This window comes from Vibrio zhanjiangensis, assembly GCF_030161235.1.
GTDB classification, from domain to species: domain Bacteria; phylum Pseudomonadota; class Gammaproteobacteria; order Enterobacterales; family Vibrionaceae; genus Vibrio; species Vibrio zhanjiangensis.
In genome coordinates this window covers 12,542-30,553 of the sequence record NZ_BSPW01000014.1, presented here as the reverse complement: position 1 = coordinate 30,553, position 18,012 = coordinate 12,542, and the positions used below count along the sequence as shown (strand labels likewise).

At 41.7% G+C, this 18,012-nt stretch carries 21 protein-coding genes and 1 riboswitch; of the genes, 10 read left to right on the top strand and 11 right to left on the bottom strand.

Features of this window, described 5'->3' with window-relative positions; all coding sequences use genetic code 11:
- The first annotated feature begins 13 nt into the window (after positions 1-13).
- Entirely contained in the window at positions 14-1,891 is a 1,878-nt protein-coding gene (locus QQK21_RS03410; RefSeq protein WP_284190794.1) for a PhoX family protein, read from the top strand.
- A gap of 94 nt (positions 1,892-1,985) precedes the next feature.
- Here the strand turns inward: QQK21_RS03410 and QQK21_RS03405 are convergent, their stop codons facing one another.
- Positions 1,986-3,089, bottom strand: a complete 1,104-nt coding sequence (locus QQK21_RS03405) for a DSD1 family PLP-dependent enzyme (RefSeq protein WP_284190793.1) — start codon at positions 3,087-3,089, stop codon at positions 1,986-1,988.
- 280 nt (positions 3,090-3,369) lie between these two features.
- On the opposite strand from QQK21_RS03405, the gene QQK21_RS03400 reads away from it, so the two are divergent.
- The gene (locus QQK21_RS03400; protein WP_284190792.1) at positions 3,370-3,819 is read left to right on the top strand and encodes a VCBS domain-containing protein; all 450 of its coding nucleotides are present in this window, start codon (positions 3,370-3,372) and stop codon (positions 3,817-3,819) included.
- Positions 3,820-3,832: 13 nt separating this feature from the next.
- On the opposite strand, the gene QQK21_RS03395 is transcribed toward QQK21_RS03400, so the two are convergent.
- Complete coding sequence (locus QQK21_RS03395) at positions 3,833-4,663, bottom strand: HDOD domain-containing protein (protein ID WP_284190791.1); 831 nt, start codon at positions 4,661-4,663, stop codon at positions 3,833-3,835.
- A 155-nt stretch (positions 4,664-4,818) separates the two neighbouring features.
- Positions 4,819-4,932: riboswitch (TPP riboswitch) on the top strand.
- 99 nt (positions 4,933-5,031) lie between these two features.
- On the opposite strand from QQK21_RS03395, the gene thiD reads away from it, so the two are divergent.
- Positions 5,032-5,871, top strand: coding sequence for a bifunctional hydroxymethylpyrimidine kinase/phosphomethylpyrimidine kinase (thiD, locus tag QQK21_RS03390; RefSeq protein WP_284190790.1), 840 nt, complete (start codon positions 5,032-5,034; stop codon positions 5,869-5,871).
- A 214-nt stretch (positions 5,872-6,085) separates the two neighbouring features.
- Entirely contained in the window at positions 6,086-6,835 is a 750-nt protein-coding gene (locus tag QQK21_RS03385) for a phosphatase PAP2 family protein (RefSeq protein WP_284190789.1), read from the top strand.
- Between the two features lie 61 nt (positions 6,836-6,896).
- Here the strand turns inward: QQK21_RS03385 and QQK21_RS03380 are convergent, their stop codons facing one another.
- From QQK21_RS03380 to QQK21_RS03355, 6 genes are all read right to left on the bottom strand, one after another.
- A complete protein-coding gene (locus tag QQK21_RS03380) occupies positions 6,897-7,187 on the bottom strand; it encodes a hypothetical protein (protein ID WP_284190788.1) in 291 nt (96 codons plus the stop codon).
- 103 nt (positions 7,188-7,290) lie between these two features.
- Positions 7,291-8,157, bottom strand: coding sequence for a LysR family transcriptional regulator (locus QQK21_RS03375; RefSeq protein ID WP_284190787.1), 867 nt, complete (start codon positions 8,155-8,157; stop codon positions 7,291-7,293).
- A gap of 50 nt (positions 8,158-8,207) precedes the next feature.
- Positions 8,208-8,732 carry an ankyrin repeat domain-containing protein gene (locus QQK21_RS03370; RefSeq protein WP_284190786.1) on the bottom strand — a complete coding sequence of 175 codons (525 nt, stop codon included), beginning with the start codon at positions 8,730-8,732 and terminating at the stop codon, positions 8,208-8,210.
- A 193-nt stretch (positions 8,733-8,925) separates the two neighbouring features.
- Positions 8,926-9,810, bottom strand: coding sequence for a Rossmann-like and DUF2520 domain-containing protein (locus QQK21_RS03365; RefSeq protein ID WP_284190785.1), 885 nt, complete (start codon positions 9,808-9,810; stop codon positions 8,926-8,928).
- Positions 9,811-10,468: 658 nt separating this feature from the next.
- Positions 10,469-11,422 (bottom strand): alpha/beta hydrolase, encoded by a 954-nt coding sequence (locus tag QQK21_RS03360; protein WP_284190784.1) that lies wholly within the window; start codon positions 11,420-11,422, stop codon positions 10,469-10,471.
- A gap of 155 nt (positions 11,423-11,577) precedes the next feature.
- The gene (locus QQK21_RS03355; RefSeq protein WP_284190783.1) at positions 11,578-12,231 is read right to left on the bottom strand and encodes a glutathione S-transferase family protein; all 654 of its coding nucleotides are present in this window, start codon (positions 12,229-12,231) and stop codon (positions 11,578-11,580) included.
- Between the two features lie 121 nt (positions 12,232-12,352).
- Between QQK21_RS03355 and QQK21_RS03350 the strand changes: the two genes are divergently transcribed.
- Positions 12,353-12,931: a TetR/AcrR family transcriptional regulator gene (locus QQK21_RS03350; protein ID WP_284190782.1), complete on the top strand. Its 579-nt coding sequence runs from the start codon at positions 12,353-12,355 to the stop codon at positions 12,929-12,931.
- 84 nt (positions 12,932-13,015) lie between these two features.
- Here QQK21_RS03350 and QQK21_RS03345 read toward each other — a convergent pair whose 3' ends face one another.
- Entirely contained in the window at positions 13,016-13,357 is a 342-nt protein-coding gene (locus tag QQK21_RS03345; protein ID WP_284190781.1) for an SH3 domain-containing protein, read from the bottom strand.
- A gap of 129 nt (positions 13,358-13,486) precedes the next feature.
- Positions 13,487-13,618 (bottom strand): entericidin EcnAB, encoded by a 132-nt coding sequence (locus QQK21_RS03340; protein ID WP_284190780.1) that lies wholly within the window; start codon positions 13,616-13,618, stop codon positions 13,487-13,489.
- A 186-nt stretch (positions 13,619-13,804) separates the two neighbouring features.
- On the opposite strand from QQK21_RS03340, the gene QQK21_RS03335 reads away from it, so the two are divergent.
- From QQK21_RS03335 to QQK21_RS03320, 4 genes are all read left to right on the top strand, one after another.
- On the top strand, positions 13,805-14,098 hold the full coding sequence (locus tag QQK21_RS03335; RefSeq protein WP_284190779.1) for an ArsR/SmtB family transcription factor: 294 nt from the start codon (positions 13,805-13,807) through the stop codon (positions 14,096-14,098).
- A 42-nt stretch (positions 14,099-14,140) separates the two neighbouring features.
- The gene (locus tag QQK21_RS03330; protein WP_284190778.1) at positions 14,141-14,536 is read left to right on the top strand and encodes an MAPEG family protein; all 396 of its coding nucleotides are present in this window, start codon (positions 14,141-14,143) and stop codon (positions 14,534-14,536) included.
- A 171-nt stretch (positions 14,537-14,707) separates the two neighbouring features.
- A complete protein-coding gene (locus QQK21_RS03325) occupies positions 14,708-16,096 on the top strand; it encodes an SLC13 family permease (RefSeq protein WP_284190777.1) in 1,389 nt (462 codons plus the stop codon).
- Positions 16,097-16,244: 148 nt separating this feature from the next.
- Positions 16,245-16,496, top strand: coding sequence for a DUF3081 domain-containing protein (locus tag QQK21_RS03320; protein ID WP_284190776.1), 252 nt, complete (start codon positions 16,245-16,247; stop codon positions 16,494-16,496).
- A gap of 34 nt (positions 16,497-16,530) precedes the next feature.
- Here QQK21_RS03320 and QQK21_RS03315 read toward each other — a convergent pair whose 3' ends face one another.
- Positions 16,531-16,887, bottom strand: coding sequence for a MaoP family protein (locus QQK21_RS03315; protein ID WP_284190775.1), 357 nt, complete (start codon positions 16,885-16,887; stop codon positions 16,531-16,533).
- A 181-nt stretch (positions 16,888-17,068) separates the two neighbouring features.
- On the opposite strand from QQK21_RS03315, the gene QQK21_RS03310 reads away from it, so the two are divergent.
- Positions 17,069-17,962, top strand: coding sequence for a LysR family transcriptional regulator (locus QQK21_RS03310; RefSeq protein WP_284190774.1), 894 nt, complete (start codon positions 17,069-17,071; stop codon positions 17,960-17,962).
- Positions 17,963-18,012 lie beyond the last annotated feature (50 nt).

Below are 18,012 nucleotides of genomic sequence, written 5' to 3'. Positions count from 1 at the left end.
CAAGGAATTTGCAATGAAAAACCACGAAGAGCAAGAGTCGCAATTTAGTCAAATGATCGATGCGAGGCTATCTCGCCGACGTTTTTTAACTGGGACTGCTGCTGTGGGCGCTGGCGCTTTTTTATCACTCAATCCTATTGCTAAAGCATTTGCTGCTAATAAGAAAAGCACTTTACTGAATTTTGATCCGGTACCTGCTTCAACTGAGGATACTCTCGTTGTTCCTAAAGGTTATAAAGCGACGCCTTTGGTATCTTGGGGAGATCCTCTTTTTGTAGATTCACCTGAATTTGATCCAAGTGGAAAGCAAAATTCGAAAGCTCAGTTACAGCAGTTTGGTGACAACAATGATGGTATGAGCTTATTTCCTATCAGCCAAGAGAGAGCGGTGATAGCAGTCAATAATGAGTATACCAATTATGAATACCTCTTTGACCATGGTGGCAAATCCATGACGGCGGATGATGTTGCTAAGTCACAAGCGGCGCACGGGGTAACGGTATTTGAAATCGTACAATCTAATGGCCAATGGCAATTGGACAAGAGTGGTCAGCGTAATCGCCGAATTACAGCGAATACGGAGATGAAGTTAACGGGGCCAGCAGCCGGTCATAGTTTAATGAAAACCAAGCTCGATCCATCTGGTATGAAGCCTCTTGGCACCTTTGCTAACTGTGCGAATGGACAAACTCCATGGGGAACTTATCTTACTTGTGAAGAGAATTTTGACGGTTATTTCGGGAGTGTTAAACCTGTCGAGGTATCGGATGATCACAAGCGTTATGGGATATTGCCAGAGCAGAGTGAATATCAATGGCATAACAAGGATGAGCGCTTTGATATTTCTCTTCACCCTAACGAGCCTCACCGCTTTGGCTGGATAGTAGAGATTGATCCCCACGATCCTACCTCAACACCTGTTAAAAGAACCGCTCTAGGTCGTTTTAAGCACGAGAATGCTGCGGTAGTTGTTAACGATGATGGTCATGTTGTGGTTTATATGGGAGATGACGAACGCGGGGAACATCTGTATAAATTTGTTTCTAAGAATAAGTATCAAGTCGGCAATGATCAACAAAACAGAAATCTACTCGAAGAAGGAACCTTGTACGTCGCTAAATTCGATTTTGATAAAGATGAGCTAAAGGGTCACGGTCAGTGGGTGGAGCTTACGTATGGGAAAAATGGTCTAGTTAAAGCGAATGGTTTTAGTGATCAGGCTGAAGTTGTGACGTTCGCGCGCCGTGCTGCAACACATGTTGGAGCAACAACAATGGATAGACCAGAGTGGGTTGCCGTTCATCCGGACAAGAAATTTGTCTTCTGTACCCTAACCAATAATAAGAACCGAGGTGTAAAAGAAGGGCAGCCAGTTGGTGGTCCTAATCCACGTAAAAAGAACCATTATGGTCAGATTGTTCGTTGGGCACCAGCAAACGGAGACCATACTGCTGAGTCGTTTGAATGGGATCTCTATCTTATTGCAGGTAACCCAAGTGTACACAAAGGCAATTTGTATGCAGGGAGTAATAATATCAACGCGGATAATATGTTTAACAGCCCAGATGGTATTGGTTTTGATAAAGCTGGTCGTTTATGGATTCAAACCGATGGTGATTATTCCAATAAAGGTGACTTTGCTGGACAGGGCAATAATCAGATGCTGTGTGGCGATCCTATTACTGGTGAAGTGCGTCGTTTCCTAACTGGACCAATAGCGTGTGAAATCACGGGATTAACTTTCTCTGAAGACTACAAAACGATGTTTATAGGTGTGCAGCATCCTGGAGATGGTGGTGCACCGTCTCATTTCCCTGCTGGTGGTAACACTAAGCCACGATCAACCATTATGGCTATTACACGCGAGGATGGCGGTGTCATTGGAGCATAGTGTTAATCGCTATAGAGTTGTAACTATATGAATGGAAAAGGAGCAGGAATGCTCCTTCTTCTTGTGCAAAATTTCTTTTGATAGAGCCAAGGTCTTAATCTGATCGGCCACGACCAGCAATCTTCCATTTATCAACCACCAGTCCGTTTTTCACAACATGCAAATAATCAAAGTTATTGAGTGTGGTATCGCAGTGACTTGGAGTCAGGACTATGGTTTGACCTATTTTTAGAGTCTGGTCAGAGCTAAGGTGCAATATACCGTGTTCATCACCGCCACATTGATAGGTAATATCTTGTCGAAAGTCGACCGTTGGCATTCCTAGGTCTATGGAAAGGGACTTCATTCCGGCGTCAATGACCGCACGATTTGGTGTTGGGTGACTGATCACTGTACTGAGCACTTTTAATGCGGGACTAAATTGCAAGTTTCTGTCTTGATGTTCTTCATCCCCGATGTTGGAGTACGAAGCATCCATAAATAGATAGGAACCAGCTTGTATTTCTGTGTAATTCAAGCCTTTATATGCTTGGTATGTGCCGGTACCACCGCCACTGATTATTTTTGGAGTCAGGTTACGTGGTTTAAGCTCAGTGTCTATATAATCAAATAAGGCAATAACAGCCGAACGTGCTTGTTTCTGCCGTTCATCAAAACCTTTGATAAGTTGAAGGTGGCCACTGTATGCTTGTATACCTAAGTAACGGACTCCGGCTGTGTTGGTGATTTTATCAATGAGTGCTGTTAGATTGTTACCGACAGCTACACCACATCTTTGTTGACCGCTTTCTACTTCGATTAACAGGTTGACCTCTACGTTTGATTGACGTGCTAGCAGAGCAATCTCATCAACATGCTGGGGGTGGTCTATAACCTGATACAACTGAGCTTCAGGATACTGAGTATGAAGCTCTATTAAACGTTGGATCTTTGTGTCGCCTGCAATAGGCGTTGTGATTAGGATATCTTTAATTCCCCCTTCGAGCATGACTTCTGCTTCACCAAGTTTTGAGGTACATATCCCTTTGGCGCCAAAATCAATTTGCTTTTGTGCGAGTTGTGGAATTTTATGTGCTTTGGTATGAGGCCTTAGTGTCAATCCAAGATGGTCAATTCTTCGCTGCATTTCTGCTAAATTTTTTTCGACAGTGTCTATATCAATAAACAAAGCTGGTGTATCTAGGTTTTCCAATTTCATAGTCTGATACTTATTAATTTATTGCGTTTTAGGAGTTATAAGATTTGTCGTATTGGCTTAGTTTTGCCTAAAATTAAATTATCGCCCTTTGCAGCCGTTAACAAGTTAGTAACCTTGTTTTGTTTTGCGACTCATTTTGAAAGCGAGATTGTTTTAATAATGCCATAACATCTATCTGTATGAACAGTATAAGTTTTTGGAGAAATGTGATGGATATATTTATGGCATACCGTTTGCGTCATTGAGATCATTCATGCATTTAGATTCAAAGGAGGCGGTTATGGCTCACTCAGTTAACTCTCATGCCAGTCATCGTAGTATCAACATCTCTGGACTACGAATGTTTGCCGACAACGCACCACATCTCTGTGATGCCAATAGATCCAACCTCAAGCTCGACGAATTCATTAATAGCTATGGCTTCCCATTACTCGTGGACTCTGGGTTATTTGAATTACCCGAACAAGCTTGCCCATACACTAAGTTTGATACTGACAGTGTTGTGGCGGGTAAAGAAACCTTGGGCTCGCTTACCGTTGATTGTAATGGCCGGTGGTGTTACTCGGTCTATAACATCAAGATGCAGTTTTTAAAACTCGGTGAGAAGAAAATGGAACAATTCTCCCTATATACGGAGCAAGGGCAACTCTTGACCATTTTCTTGACCCTAGTGGGGACACAAGGTGGTGCAGCAGTGAAAACAGTGATGACTGAAACAACAGGCTTTTAGAGTGTGTTGATATCTAGGCAGTGTTCAGTTGTACTGCCAATTCACGCCCATTTCCTCGGAATTGATCAATGGTTGAGGTGAACTCAGCTGGAATAAGGAGCAATCTCGAATCTGGGTGCTCGGCGAGATAGGTGATTTTTGATTCTTCATTATTGAGTTCGTCCCAATCACTATTGATTGAACGAGCCAGATGAATGGTTGTGGCCATTTGGGGAGATAATTCTGCATCTCTTGGTTCATGAAAGTTTGCTATCGCATCAATCATTGGTGCTGGAAACTTCCAAGTTTTTGCCAGTTTTGCGCCCAACGTTGGCGCACTGATATTGAGCAATTCTTCTTGAACAGATATGGCGTCTTCGCCATTTTGTGTTCTATTCGCTATTTCAATCGCAACGTCTGGCACGAGTGTATGAATCATGAGTTCACCGATATTATGAAGAATACCTGTTGTAAAAACTTCATAGGGATCGATTTGGATTTGCTCTGCTATTTTACTTGCGATCACCGATACCTCAAAGGTGTCTGCCCAATATTGATTAAGATCTAAGGTTTTAAGTTTGGGAAAAGCACTTGAAAGCACAGAGGCGACAACTAAGGTTCTTACTGGCCCTGTGCCGACACGCAGTAGAGCTTGATGGACGGAAGATACAGGGGTGCTACCACCAAAATGTGCAGAATTTGCCATGCGCAGCATCCGAGCACTGAGCACTTGATCGGTCGAGATTTTTTGAGACAGTTGCTCGAAATCGACTTCTTTATGATTAACCATGTTGAGCAAGTCCTGCAGTACTTTTTGTATGCGAGGCAGTTCGTTGATACGAGATAACAGACTTTCTTGTGCCATTGATACACCCTCTTAAAACTGGTCGCCACTTATAAAGGATAGCATGTTAGATTGAGTACAAAAGGGACGGTAAACGAGGCGGCTTGGCACAACAAAATGGCGCTTTGTTGTCAGCAATTTGAGTGTTCGTGAGTATGATTTATTGTTAGAATTAGTCGAGATAGTCGGGGAGCTTATGTAGGCATAGCCTTTTAAGCTGAGATCGCAGTGCGAGACCCGTAGAACCTGATTCAGTTAATACTGGCGTAGGGAACTATTTGCTCTAATCACGCAAAATAATCATGTTTAGGCTCTACTGATAAGCATTTTGTTGTGATGTCTTCACTTATGGCAAAGAGTTTTCTTCCCATTTAAAGATAGGAACTTTTATGTCACGCACACATTATGATTGCCCCATTGTACTTACCATTGCGGGGTCAGATAGCAGTGGAGGGGCAGGAATTCAAGCAGACATTAAAGCCATTTCAGCAACAGGCAGTTATTCGTGTTCGGTGATTACTGCCATTACTTCTCAAAATACCCTTGGTGTGAAGGCCATTCACCAAGTGCCACTTAAGCACATTGAAAGTCAACTCGATGCAGTATTGAGTGATCTGAATGTTGTCGCGGTTAAAGTGGGTATGTTAGTTGATTCCAATACCATTAAATTAGTTGCGGATAAACTTAGGCAATATCGACCTAACTATTTGATATTAGACCCAGTCATGGTCTCGACCAGCGGTCATATACTTTTAGAATATTCGGCTATTGCAGCGTTGAAAGAAGCGTTAATTCCACTGGCCGATATAGTAACGCCTAACTTACCTGAAAGTGCAGCGTTGACAGGAATGCGTGAACCCACGATGGATTCTCAAGTAGAAGACATTATTGAACCATTACGTCAACTGGGATGTAAGGCTGTACTTTTAAAAGGAGGGCATATGGAGTCCTCCTCAAGTAGCTCTGATTTGCTGATCTTGCGTGATAGTGTTGAATGGTTGTGTTCAAGTCGTTACGCAACCAACAATACGCACGGCACTGGCTGTACACTTTCCTCTGCTATCGCATCATATTTAGCTCAAGGATATACCTTACATAAAGCGGTTCATTTGAGTAAACAGTATATATCACAAGCGATTGCCCATTCGGGTAAGCTCAATGTGGGAAAAGGGAAAGGGCCTGTACATCACTTTTTTGATGGCCATGCCGATATTCGTGGAGGTCATTGAGAAAGTCTAGATATCGCTTGGAATTTACATTGTAAAGTCAAAGCTCGATGCTTTTTATTCAGTGCTGAACTTAAGTTATTGAATAATATAACAGTACTTTGTGATGGCTTTAACATGTTAGGGTGAACTTTCACTGATTTGACATTGATCTGGCAAATTGCAACTAATACTTCGATTAATATTTTGCCTCTAAAGGTTTTAGTGCGGAGTATGAATGGTGAGTCATTCTCTATCTAGCAAACAATATGGTGTGACACTTCTCGTCTTATTTTTCCTCGGAATTGTATTCTTGAGTGTGTTCGTTAGTGATATTAATTTACTTAGCTCTGTGCCCAGAATAACGGGCTTTAGTGTCACCGCGCTAACATTTTCTGCAGGTCCAATAGGTTTTGTTGTTTCTCTTACTTTTTTAGTGATGCTTACTTGGAAGATTGTGCCCAGTCGAGCTGAATGGGTGAAGAAAATGATCCATTTAGGTTTAATTCTGGTGGTGGGGTTCTTGTGTAAAACGGGGTTTAAACAAATGACCCAAAGCCCCCGACCATACACTGAAATTTTGGCACAAAACCTGTTAATTCCTCAGCCTTCTCACTTCTATAATTTGAGCGCATTGCAAAAACAGCAAGTGATTGATGAAATGGAAGGTATGGTAAGTCGTTGGAGAAGGGATCAGTGGCAAGGAGAAAGAGATTATTCCTTTCCTTCTGGCCACACCATATTTGCCGCAATTTGCTTGGCATTTTTTGGAAATATATTTCTTCAGAATCGACGTTATCTACTGACTTTGGCGCTAAGTACGTGGGCTATAGGGGTTGCGTATAGCCGTTTGTGGCTTGGCATGCATAGACCAATTGATCTTTTGGGTTCGGTGGTGTTTGTGCTGTTGGTTTACTTTGTTTCCGTTAAGTTGGAGAAATTGAGCAACAAAATCTTGGCTCGTTGTTTAAAAGCAAAAGTGGCATAGACAGTTTTTGTGGTAAACGGTTAGGAAACATATTCAAGTTTCCTAACCAGTAAAATCAGTGCTAAAGATCACGCATGAGCGTTTCATATTCTTCATTCGCCTCTGAGATAAGCTGATGCAGCTCATTGGCGTCTTTATCATCAAGGTCCAACTGCCATTGATGCTTTGCCTCTTTCCCTTTTACACGAGTCTTGCCGGCTAATTTCTCAAAGCTAATATCACAAAGATCGGTTTGATGATGTTCCTTTTTTTCAATAATATCAACATCTAAAACTCCAATAGGATTAACCTCTATATGAGCATGATAGTGATTTGTATCTCTTAGTTCGTAGTCTCTAAATGTCGAAATCATGTGTAACCTCCTGGAAATTTGTCGGCGAGTTTTTCAATTGTAGGTCACAGATCTAGGTATGGTTATAAATAATTTTGAAGCTTGATCTGGGTTAAATAGATGTTCAAAATTCCGTCACGGATTTCAGTCTTTTCTCAATCGCATTGATGGCATAAACAACAGAGGCGGGAGGCGATTTGGCATAAGGGTGCAAGACGTAAACATTGTTTATTGTTAAGTGGTGATCGTTGAAACAAGGCTTTATATCCGAATATTGAGAAAGGACAAAATCCGGTAGTAACCCTACGCCCATTCCATGTTGGATAAGATGAGCTACTTGGGTTACGCTGTTTGCTCTATGGTAAGCGGTATAGTTTAGCTCTGTGGCGACACAAGAGTCCTTGTGATAAAGATAGTGAACAATTTCTTTAGGCTGCCAGTGGTTTGCAATGTAGTTAGCTTTGGTGGCATCTTGGTGCGACTGTATAGACTGGCAAAGCACATCGTGAAAACGACCAATTCTTTTTTGTTTTATATTACTATCTGGCGACTTTCCAACTCGAACGGCAATATCAATGTCATGCTGAAGTAAATCCAGTTGCTGGTCATCAGCAATTAAATTGAGTGATACCTTCGGGTATTGAGAAAGTGCGCAGCTTAAAGCTGGAATGACGATGTTGTCCATTAAAGCAACCGGAGCGGTGACTGATAGTTTGCCTCTAGGCTCCTGCTGCAATTGATGAATATCTTCCCACGCTCGGGACATCACATCGTTTAGTGCCACGCAATGCTGATAGAATTGTTCACCTGCGGTAGTCAATGATTGCCGGCGTGTGGTGCGTTTGAGTAAATCTACATTAAGCTCACTTTCAAGGTGTTTAAGGTGACTACTGAGTACCGACTTAGATAGCTCAAGTTTCTCCGCTGCCTTAGAAATGGATCCCGAGTCCACAATTGTTTTGAAGATCAGCATTTGTTTGTGTTTATTCATAAGTGATTTCTTTTTTATGGATCGCGTTTCTAACAAGGTTAACCTATTGGTTATCTTAGCATTATAAAGTCAATCTCTTTAGGCGAGCACGTTGATTCCATCCAATCTTTTGGTGTCATACCAATGGCATTTTTTGTTTTCATTTGAACAGAGTCGACCATTTGCAGTAGTGCCTTTGAAAAAAGTAACTTGTTGACTCTCTTAACGCTGTTTTTTTCGTCGTTTTTTAGTGCCCAGTGAAGAGCAAAAGCGTTAAATACATTCTTTTCTTCGATAGACGGTACCATGGATTTTATATGGTTTGTATGGCCTAGTTCCGCTGAGATATGCAGAGGAGTAAAACCACGGCCATCACGCAGTGTGTCATTGGTGGGTAAAAACTTACTTAGATCTACATTGCTGTGAAACGCACCAAAATGGCATGGTAGTTGACCAAGTTTATTTCTTTGATGAATTAAACTTGGCAATCTTTTAGCGATTGAACTAGAAATAGGAGAGTTAATCATCAATGCGTAATGCAGAAGATTGTTATCTATTGAATCACGAATATTATGCATTTCTTTATTGGCTACCATGTCAATAAATTGCTCGGATTCTTGGTTGTCTAAAGCTTCAATAGGGTTGAAAAAGAGATTAAAAAGGGTAACGGAGCCTCTGTTTTAGAGTGAATGTTTCTTCCTACAGGGCTTAGGAGAGGGTAAGCTCTCCAAAGTAAGTTACCTAAGCTGTGTTTGTCCCCAATAGGTAAAGAGCTCATATAGTTTTGTTTTAATCACGAGAAAGCAACTTTTGCTCTAGTTGCATCTTGATATCTTCAATGGCTTCTGTCGCTGCACTGCCTTGCTGTTTCGAAAGGTTTAATGCCCATTTTCCAAGAGAGCAGTAAACATCGATGAGCATACCGTCATCATCTGTTAAAGCATCTAAGTGTTTCCTTACTGTTTCGGAATCCCCTCGTGCTATTGGGCCTGTCAAAGCGGACACGGTTCCCAATGTAAATACATTGGTAATAGTGCCACGAACAATGGGCTCCATCACTTTGAGCGCTGTTTGTCTATCAAGACCAGAATCAATATACATTGAGGCTGCAGCTTCTATCAGAGCAACGAGATTATTGCATGCCATCACTGTTGCGCCATGATAAAGGGCTTTTTTATTTGTGTTGATTGTAAAGATTTGCCCACCAATACTCTGAAAACATTCTTCTAATATGTCTAGCGCCTTTTTATCCCCTTCTACAGCGCAAAACGTCCCTTCAAAATCCGATACTGCGATAGCGGGATCGGCAAAGCTTTTGACCGGATGTACACTTGCTATATGGCACCCGTACTTTTGGGCTCGTTTAAAAAGGCTTGAAGGTGCAACGCCACTGCAATGAAAAATCACGCTACCTTGTTTAAAGTTGTGAACATCCAACATGTGATCGCAAACTTCACTAAGAACCCCGTCCGCCGTTGTTATCATATACAGGTCGGCTTGCTCCATGTCACTTAAGTTGGCAATTGGAGTTCCTTCGCCAATAAATAAAACAGATTTTTCAGCACTTAACTTGGTCCTGTTATAAATTGACCCCACTTGCACAACTCTGGCGTCGACAAGCAGTTTTCCTATGGTTTGACCAACACGTCCTGCGCCTAGAATGTTTATTTTCATACTGATTCCCAAGCTCGATTATTAACGCATATAAGCGGGACACTCATTTTGTCATTTCCTGATTAAGATAAGAATGTGGTCAACACATTATCGGGGAAGTCGTGCTAATTCAATGTTGACTTTTTTGTAGTGGTTGATTTTGCTAATTTAGCATTTCATGGATAGCTAACACGAATGCTAAAATAGTACTATGAATAAATCCACCTTATCACCTTTAATCTAGCCTACATTGACTCTAATAATATCAACTAATATAAACGTAAAAGATATTACAATCTGGGACTCAGCGTTTACCTCTATTAAAGCTCGAATCGATGACTTAGACAAACTGCTGGCTCAAGGTGTGAACTTAATTGGAAAAATTCCAGGTCACCGCAATAGGAAGTCAAGCACAAGCAATGATAGCTAAAATTGCTCTTAATAGGAAAAACTTCATTTATTCGCGTTTGGTAATAGGCACTAGAGCGTGCTCAGAAATAAATATCCACAGTTTGATGGCTGAATCAGCCTTTAAATAAATTTGCCGATATTCAGCAAAAACACCTTTTTCTAGCCTAAGTCGACGACAACATTTATCAAACTTGGCCGTTCATCAAAACAAACCTCAAGGTGATTAGGATAGTGGATTTTTTTCTTGGCTGGTGTGTCCTTCATTTTTTTAGGGCACACAATTACTCGCCGATCTTGTTGTTTGCTTAATCTGTTCGGAAATATTACGAAGACAGCGCCTAGCACTGGCACTGACTCCCGATAACTGATGAAATCCGTGAATAACACCTAAATAACGTTCACAATACGCTTCTACACCCGCATCGAGTAATTGTTTATAGCATTGCTCACCTTCATCTCTTAATGGATCAAATTCGGCCGTAATAATATAGGTTAGTGGCAGTCCCTTAAAATCTGCACAAACAAGTGGGTTTAGCTGGGAGTTTTGATCAATCGAGCTTTTTTCAATATTCGCAGTGTACAGTGAAAAACCCGAAAGTAGCATATTTGCTGTGATAATGTAATCTGTGCTGTTTTCGACGTAACTCATAGATTTACCGAAGGGGTCCAGCATTGGGCAAATCAAGATTTGCATTTGAGGCAGCCAGTTTTTGTTTTGTTTTAGACGCAAAGATGTGGTTAAGGCCAGCTGACCACCAGCACTATCCCCAACGAAAGCAATCATATTTGTGTCACCGCCGTAATTGCTACCGAACTCCTTTATTGCAAGTACAGCATCATACACATCATCATGTGCTGCTGGGTAACAATCTTCGGGTGCCAAACGATACTGGATACAGATAACTATAGTGTTCGACAAACTGGCTATTTGCCTCAATTGCTGCTCGTGAGTTTCAAATCCTCCACTAATAAAACAGCCGCCATGGAAATAGATAGTAATGGGTAAATCCGTTGTGCTATTTGGTTTGTATATCTTCAAAACAGTCCCATTAAGCTCATCAATGAACTCTTCAAACATTTCAGGACTTCTACCAGATAAAACGGTGCTAGATAGGTAACCCGCTCTTCTACTATCAATATCGAACGTTGAAGGGCATTGTTTCCCGTCAGCTATGAAGCCCTCGACCAACTCTTTGATTCCCGACTCTAATTCATTAAGCACTTAAACTGCCCCTAGACATTCAATTACGTTCAATCATTTTACGTTAATAGTGTATATATGCACAGTTTAAATTGGGTGTCTATTAGTGCTGGAATTCTAAGCAAGACTATTGGGAAAATTGGAAAGGGCCACTTATGCGCTATAGTGCCCTATGTTTAACTACTTATCTCTGCTGCAATTAAAACTTTTTGGCCACTTTTTCGACAGCGCATCCTTAATAAGTAGCTCTCAAGTTTCGGGTATAGAATAAAAAGCGCTTTAGCATCTGAGAGTTTTTCTAAATAATCTAGAATAGGTGTTAGCAGAGCATCTGCTATGCTGTATCGGTCACCACATATAAAAGTGTTATTGCCCAATTGTTGATTCAAGATGCTGAAAGTTTCTTCAACTTTAGGTTTGGACTGTTCAAGTTTGTCCCAGCGAATGTCTCCATCTCTGCCCTTTGGAAAACTAAATTCTAGTAAATAATCCCTTATCAGAGCCTTATCAATATAGGTAGAGATGGCTGCACACCATTGGTCCACTTGGGCACGTTCGAAGTGGTGGCTGGGTTGGAGCTTCTTGCCTGAGAATTCACTATCCAAATAGCGGCAGATAGTGGTAGATTCAAAAATTGTCCGTTCGCCATGTATTAGAATTGGGACCTTACCGAAAGGGTGTAGCCTGTAATGAGTGACGCCTTTATACTCTAGAGTATGATCTGGAAAATCGAAGCCAAGACCGTAGTTAATTCCTTTTTCTTCACAACACAAAGCAACGGCACGAACAAAAGTACTGTATTGCGCACCAATAATGTAAACACCTGACAACTTACTGTAACTCCATAGTTTTTTGTTATGAAATCATGTTAATTTCCCACAAAATATGTTCAAGAACATATTTTGTATTAGAATGACACTTCCGTTCCTTTCACTTTGAATGAGATTAGCAATGCCTTGGAAGCCGCAACATACGCTTGATACACGAGAAAAAATCCTATCAAGTGCTGCTAAATTATTTACCCATAGAGGTTATGACGGAGTGGGCATCGACGAAATCATGTCTGATGCAGGCTTAACTCGAGGGGTATTTTATAAGTACTTTTCTAGTAAGTCAGACCTCTATTGTGACGCGCTTTTAAAAGCTGCGCAGCATAGTCGTAACCAGTTATTGCTTCATTGTAAGGGTGATGGCGAGCTACTTGAACAAGTCGAGCAATACCTGAGTGTCGAGCATAGAGAAGGAAAGCATGCCTATTGCCCACTAGCCTACTTGGTAACAGACATAGCCCATCAGGACGAAAAAATAAGAGACACTTACACTCAAATTTTTCAAAAGTTTGTAATGCAAATTCAAAAGCAAGGCAACGGTGCAGTTAGCCACAGAAAAGCCATACAATCAGCAATAATGATGATTGGAGGATTGGCTGTATCTAGGGCTTTAAACGACGATGAGTTAGCTAAAGACGTTCTATTATCATGTCAGCAGCAATTAGATACGAAGGGTGATTTAGTCGAGCATAGTGCATGAGGGCCTAGAGGTTATCTATTTTCGCTGTGCTTTACGCAGCTTCTCATTAAGCCAGAGGGAATAACGCTTTTGGCCTTCATTCTCTCAAACAGTAGCGAGTGTTTGGGCAGGTACCCAGCCTACGAGCCCGTCTTGGTTTCTGACCAAGCACCATTCGTTCAATTCACATATCAATATCACTCGCTCACCCACAACAGTATCTAATTCTCGAGCACTGTAGTCTTGATTTGCGGTACCGACAGCAGAGCTTACATCGAAATCGATATATTGGATCGGAGCCCAACCCACATTACCATTGCTTGTTGTAGTTCGTATCCACCCTTCAAATTCTGTATCCATCTCTCCTATGGTAACTTTATCGCCGATGTGAAATTCTATTGGGTTGGGGTAGTTCGATTTATGCCCAGTGATTACGATATACTTCATTGTCATTGTCATTGTCATTGTCATTGTCATCATATGTTGCCAACATATATCGATTAGCCAATCAGCCCAACACGCTACCATTCTAAAAATTACGGCTAATCCCGGTGCGGGCAGGAGCTGGGGCAGAGATCACTCTTCTGTCGCTTCATGGATTGCTTGCTTGGTATCTTCCCATACTTTGGATGAGTCGTCTTTTACTCCCTGCCACGTATTTGAGCAGCCAGCCATGAACACAATTAGAGCGATAAATGCAATTCTCACGTTTTTTCTCCTTTAGATTGCTTGTTGCTTACTATATCAAAAGTGAAGGTACTGAACAGGCTCTTATGCCTTCTTTGCGCAGTAGAGCGAATCAAATGCATCGAGTAAGTGAATAATCTGGCTGTGCCAATTGAAATCGGTTTATACTTCGATTGTTTTGGAAATGCTTTTATTTAGGAGCGATGAATGAAACTTGAGGAAGTTGCCAAGGCGTTGAAAGAGCTTGGTCATCCCACCCGGTTGTCTATTTACAAGTGTGTTGTAAAAGCGGGAATGAAAGGGGTGTCTGTAGGCTCGATCCAAGACAAGTTGGATATCCCAGGTTCGACTTTATCTCATCATATTTCGAGCTTGGCGTCGGCAAATCTCATCACTCAGCGCCGAGAAGGGCGAATACTGTATTGCGTGGCAGAATATCAAAATCTTTCTGAGGTGATTTGTTTTCTTCAGGCTGAGTGCTGTGTTAATGAGTCGTGTTAACGAACCCTTTTTCGCTTAGGATAATTTACTTGGGAGAACCACATGATTTCAGCCTTTTATGCTTCGATATTAGCTGGGTTAATGATCTGGCTTGCTTTTCAGGTCATTAAGCAGCGTCGTAGCGCGAAAGTTGCTTATGCAGATGGTGGGGTCAGTGCGCTTCAAGTGGCACGCAGCGCCCATAGTAACGCGGTGGATTATGTTCCGATCACACTCATTCTATTAATGTTGGTTGAGTATAATGGGGCGAGTCCGTGGATGATTCACGCCGTTGCCATGTTGTTTGTGATGGGTCGATTGATACACGCTAAGGCTATTTTGGCAGAGAGTTTGAAAGGGCGAGTAAAAGGCATGAAGTTAACCTTTTTATCCATGGTGTTACTGATGGCTTTGAACATGTTCTACCTACCATATGACAAATTCTGGTCACTAACATAGAGCGAAGTTGAGTTTTCTCTGATAGCCGATTTCCGGTTTCGATTGTTGTGCGCTTGACATCATCATGTTAAGTCTTGAGGAGCTTAACGTTTTTCTAACAAAAAAACTATTTCACACAATTTCTGTGGGATCATCAAAGAAGCCGTTAGGCCTTGATGAGGAAATATTATAATGAATCGAAACGATAACGTCCCTTTGCCTACCAATACAAGCGAGTGGCTGTTTAATCGCAACAGTCTAATTGTACTTGCTGATATTGCCCTATTTGCAGTCTTATATTTCACCTTGCCATTCGACCCAAAAGTGGTACTGGGTTTAAGTATGCTCGCCTTTATTGCCATTCTTTGGCTTACAGAAGCCTTGCATGTCACTGTTACAGCGATTCTCGTTCCCGTGATGGCCGTTTTGTTTGGCATTTTTGATACGCAAACCGCACTTAATAACTTTGCCAACTCGATAATTTTTTTGTTTTTAGGTGGCTTTGCCCTTGCTGCGGCTATGCATCGCCAAGGGTTAGACAAAGTTATTGCAGACAAAGTGTTGCTGGTTGCTAAAGGAAAGTTGAGTATTGCTGTCTTTATGCTTTTTGGTGTGACTGCGGGCCTATCCATGTGGATTAGTAACACAGCAACAACAGCAATGATGTTACCACTGGTTCTCGGTGTTCTCAGTAAAGTCAATTCTGAAAGTGGCCACAAAACTTATGTTTTTGTTCTACTTGGTACCGCATACAGTGCCAGTATTGGTGGTATAGCGACGCTTGTCGGTAGCCCACCCAACGCCATTGCAGCAGCAGAGGTGGGGCTAAGTTTTACCGACTGGATGAGCTATGGCTTGCCTACCGCAATAGTACTTCTGCCCGTTGCTATTGCGGTGCTGTTTTTGGTGTTAAAGCCTAATCTATCCGGTCGGTTTGAATTGAATCATGCGCCTGTTACTTGGGATAAAGGCAAAATGGTGACGCTTGGAATCTTTTCATTAACCGTGTGTCTATGGATTTTTAGTAAGCCAATCAACGCGTTTATTGGTGGATATGCTAAGTTTGATACCCTTGTCGCTTTGGGGGCCATTATCGCGGTAAATTTTGCTCGGGTTGTTCATTGGAAAGACATCGAGAAAACCGCTGATTGGGGGGTGTTGCTCCTATTTGGTGGTGGTATATGTTTGAGTAACGTGCTCAAAGCAACGGGAACGAGCGTATTTCTTGCCAACGGATTGAGTGAATTGATCTCAGATTTTGGCCTTGTCTTTATTGTTGCAATTATTGCCGCTTTTGTGGTGTTTCTTACCGAATTTGCCAGCAATACGGCAAGTGCAGCTTTGCTTATCCCGATATTTGCCAGTGTGGCACAAGCGTTTGGTTTGTCGCCGGTTGTATTGTCAGTATTGATAGCGGTTGCTGCATCATGTGCGTTTATGTTGCCAGTGGCCACGCCACCGAATGCTATTGTGTTTGGATCTGGTCATATCAAACAGACAGAAATGATGCGAGTGGGCTTGGTGTTAAATATTGCCTGTACTATTTTGCTCACACTCATTGCTACGTTGTTTTGGACATAGTTATCGATTGCAAGTGGGTATCTATCGGAAATAGCAAGCCTTTTGGGCGGTGAAATTTTGCTTAGCTTTGATTTAGCTCAAGGTATGGCAATGGCGAAATCAAAAAGTGCCGCTCATACTTAACGGGAGAGAATAAGGAGATCTTTGGATGAAAAATGAACTTGATCTGACCAAAGTACTGCATGCCTACGAGACGGTGATATCAAAAGGTACACCTACTGAGCACGGTAAAATGTACGAGGGTGTAGAAGCCTTTTCAGATTATGACGGCTATAGTGTGTATTTGCGTGGAAATGGTGTAGAGCTTAAGGTGGGCTTTCACAATACCTATCATCTTGACTATGACCAAGAACACTTGCGCGATAGTTTCCTTAAAAAGGTGTCTATGCTGGCTAAATAACAAAAAGCCCCTAGGCGGGGCTTTTTGTTTCAGATTAATCTTCTTCTACTAAAGTGCTGTCGCTGGAATAGTCTTCAATTGCTTCAGGCTTGCTTCGACCATTCAATGTGTGGAAGCGCTTTCTTCCTCGAGCGAGCTGAACGTATTTTAACCATACTCGTTCTAGCTTTGATTTCGCTTTTGAGGGGTTCTCCAGTACTTTAATGAAGTGTTTTTCCTCGGCATTATCAGGCTCAATGAGTCCAGTTTCTAAACCCTGCATGGTGTCACCATAAAGAGTTAGAATTTCTTCTTCGGCCAGCGTAAAATCGCCAGATTTAGCGAAGCCACGCGGGAATTTATCATTGTCAAAAAAACGTTTTTTGCCGTGACGAAATAAAGTGTCAGACATATCAGGTCGCCTCTGTTACCCTTCTTAGTTGATCTAATTCGAAAAGTAGGCGTAAATTTAACAAAAGAAAAACAAAACGTTTTTATCGTATCCATTAAACACTTTTATTATTGTTATAATGCTGTTTATTTATCAGAAAATAGGTTGAAACCCTTAATGTTGGTTAGAATCGAGGTCTTTCATGGATGTTAAAGTCTTCAAGACATTTTTAGAGTTGGCGAATGTTCGCCACTTTGGGCGTGCTGCTGAAAACCTCTATATTACTCAAGCGGCGGTGAGTGCTCGTATCAAACAGTTAGAAAGCTACTTTGATACCCAACTGTTTATCCGAAATAGAAACAATATCAAACTGACATCATCTGGTGAACGTTTAGTCAGTTATGCTGAAGTCATGGTTGCAACTCTTCAACAGGCTAAGTTAGAACTCTCGCTTGAAAGTGGCAAAGCGCTGCAATTAACGATGGGGGGAACGCCCAATGTATGGGATGCGTACCTACAAAATTGTTTGAGTGTTGTGACCGATTCATTCAGTGGTTATGGTTTTATTGCCGAAGTCATGGGTCGAGAGTCTCTCAATCGTAGTTTGCAGGAAAGAACGTTAGATATGGCTTTTGCCTTCGATCAAATTAAGGCTGATGAGTTGTATTGTAAACGAGTGGCTGATGTCGTCTTGGTCTTGGTCTCTACCCATGTACACAGTGTAGAGACGGTTTTTGAGGATAAGTATGTGTATGTTGATTGGGGAACCAAATTCGCCTCAGAACATGCAGAGCGGCATCCTAAGATTCCTGCCCCCTATCTGAGAACGTCAACAGCACGTATCGCATTAGATTATATATTGGAGAAAGGTGGAAGTGCTTACTTACCTACATCACTTGTTGCTCCTTTTATCGCTAGCGAGCAGTTGTTTAAAGTGGATGGTGTCGATGACTGGAACAGGCCTATCTACTTGAGTTATCGTAAAGCGAGTTCTTCTATTGAGGCTATTGAACAGGTTGAAGAGCTGGTCAGTGATATCGATCCAACTACCGCATATTCATTACAACAAATGGCGGATTTTCCCTCGGATGAATAGTGTTTAGAGCTGCTGATTTTAGCTTATCTGATTGGAGGAGTTTGATTACC

Coding starts and splice junctions, on each gene's coding strand:
- QQK21_RS03410 (WP_284190794.1), top strand. CDS start 14: ATGAAAAACCACGAAGAGCAAGAGTCGCAATTTAGTCAAATGATCGAT.
- QQK21_RS03405 (WP_284190793.1), bottom strand. CDS start 3,089: ATGAAATTGGAAAACCTAGATACACCAGCTTTGTTTATTGATATAGAC.
- QQK21_RS03400 (WP_284190792.1), top strand. CDS start 3,370: ATGGCTCACTCAGTTAACTCTCATGCCAGTCATCGTAGTATCAACATC.
- QQK21_RS03395 (WP_284190791.1), bottom strand. CDS start 4,663: ATGGCACAAGAAAGTCTGTTATCTCGTATCAACGAACTGCCTCGCATA.
- thiD (WP_284190790.1), top strand. CDS start 5,032: ATGTCACGCACACATTATGATTGCCCCATTGTACTTACCATTGCGGGG.
- QQK21_RS03385 (WP_284190789.1), top strand. CDS start 6,086: ATGGTGAGTCATTCTCTATCTAGCAAACAATATGGTGTGACACTTCTC.
- QQK21_RS03380 (WP_284190788.1), bottom strand. CDS start 7,187: ATGATTTCGACATTTAGAGACTACGAACTAAGAGATACAAATCACTAT.
- QQK21_RS03375 (WP_284190787.1), bottom strand. CDS start 8,157: ATGAATAAACACAAACAAATGCTGATCTTCAAAACAATTGTGGACTCG.
- QQK21_RS03370 (WP_284190786.1), bottom strand. CDS start 8,732: ATGGTAGCCAATAAAGAAATGCATAATATTCGTGATTCAATAGATAAC.
- QQK21_RS03365 (WP_284190785.1), bottom strand. CDS start 9,810: ATGAAAATAAACATTCTAGGCGCAGGACGTGTTGGTCAAACCATAGGA.
- QQK21_RS03350 (WP_284190782.1), top strand. CDS start 12,353: ATGCCTTGGAAGCCGCAACATACGCTTGATACACGAGAAAAAATCCTA.
- QQK21_RS03345 (WP_284190781.1), bottom strand. CDS start 13,357: ATGAAGTATATCGTAATCACTGGGCATAAATCGAACTACCCCAACCCA.
- QQK21_RS03335 (WP_284190779.1), top strand. CDS start 13,805: ATGAAACTTGAGGAAGTTGCCAAGGCGTTGAAAGAGCTTGGTCATCCC.
- QQK21_RS03330 (WP_284190778.1), top strand. CDS start 14,141: ATGATTTCAGCCTTTTATGCTTCGATATTAGCTGGGTTAATGATCTGG.
- QQK21_RS03325 (WP_284190777.1), top strand. CDS start 14,708: ATGAATCGAAACGATAACGTCCCTTTGCCTACCAATACAAGCGAGTGG.
- QQK21_RS03320 (WP_284190776.1), top strand. CDS start 16,245: ATGAAAAATGAACTTGATCTGACCAAAGTACTGCATGCCTACGAGACG.
- QQK21_RS03315 (WP_284190775.1), bottom strand. CDS start 16,887: ATGTCTGACACTTTATTTCGTCACGGCAAAAAACGTTTTTTTGACAAT.
- QQK21_RS03310 (WP_284190774.1), top strand. CDS start 17,069: ATGGATGTTAAAGTCTTCAAGACATTTTTAGAGTTGGCGAATGTTCGC.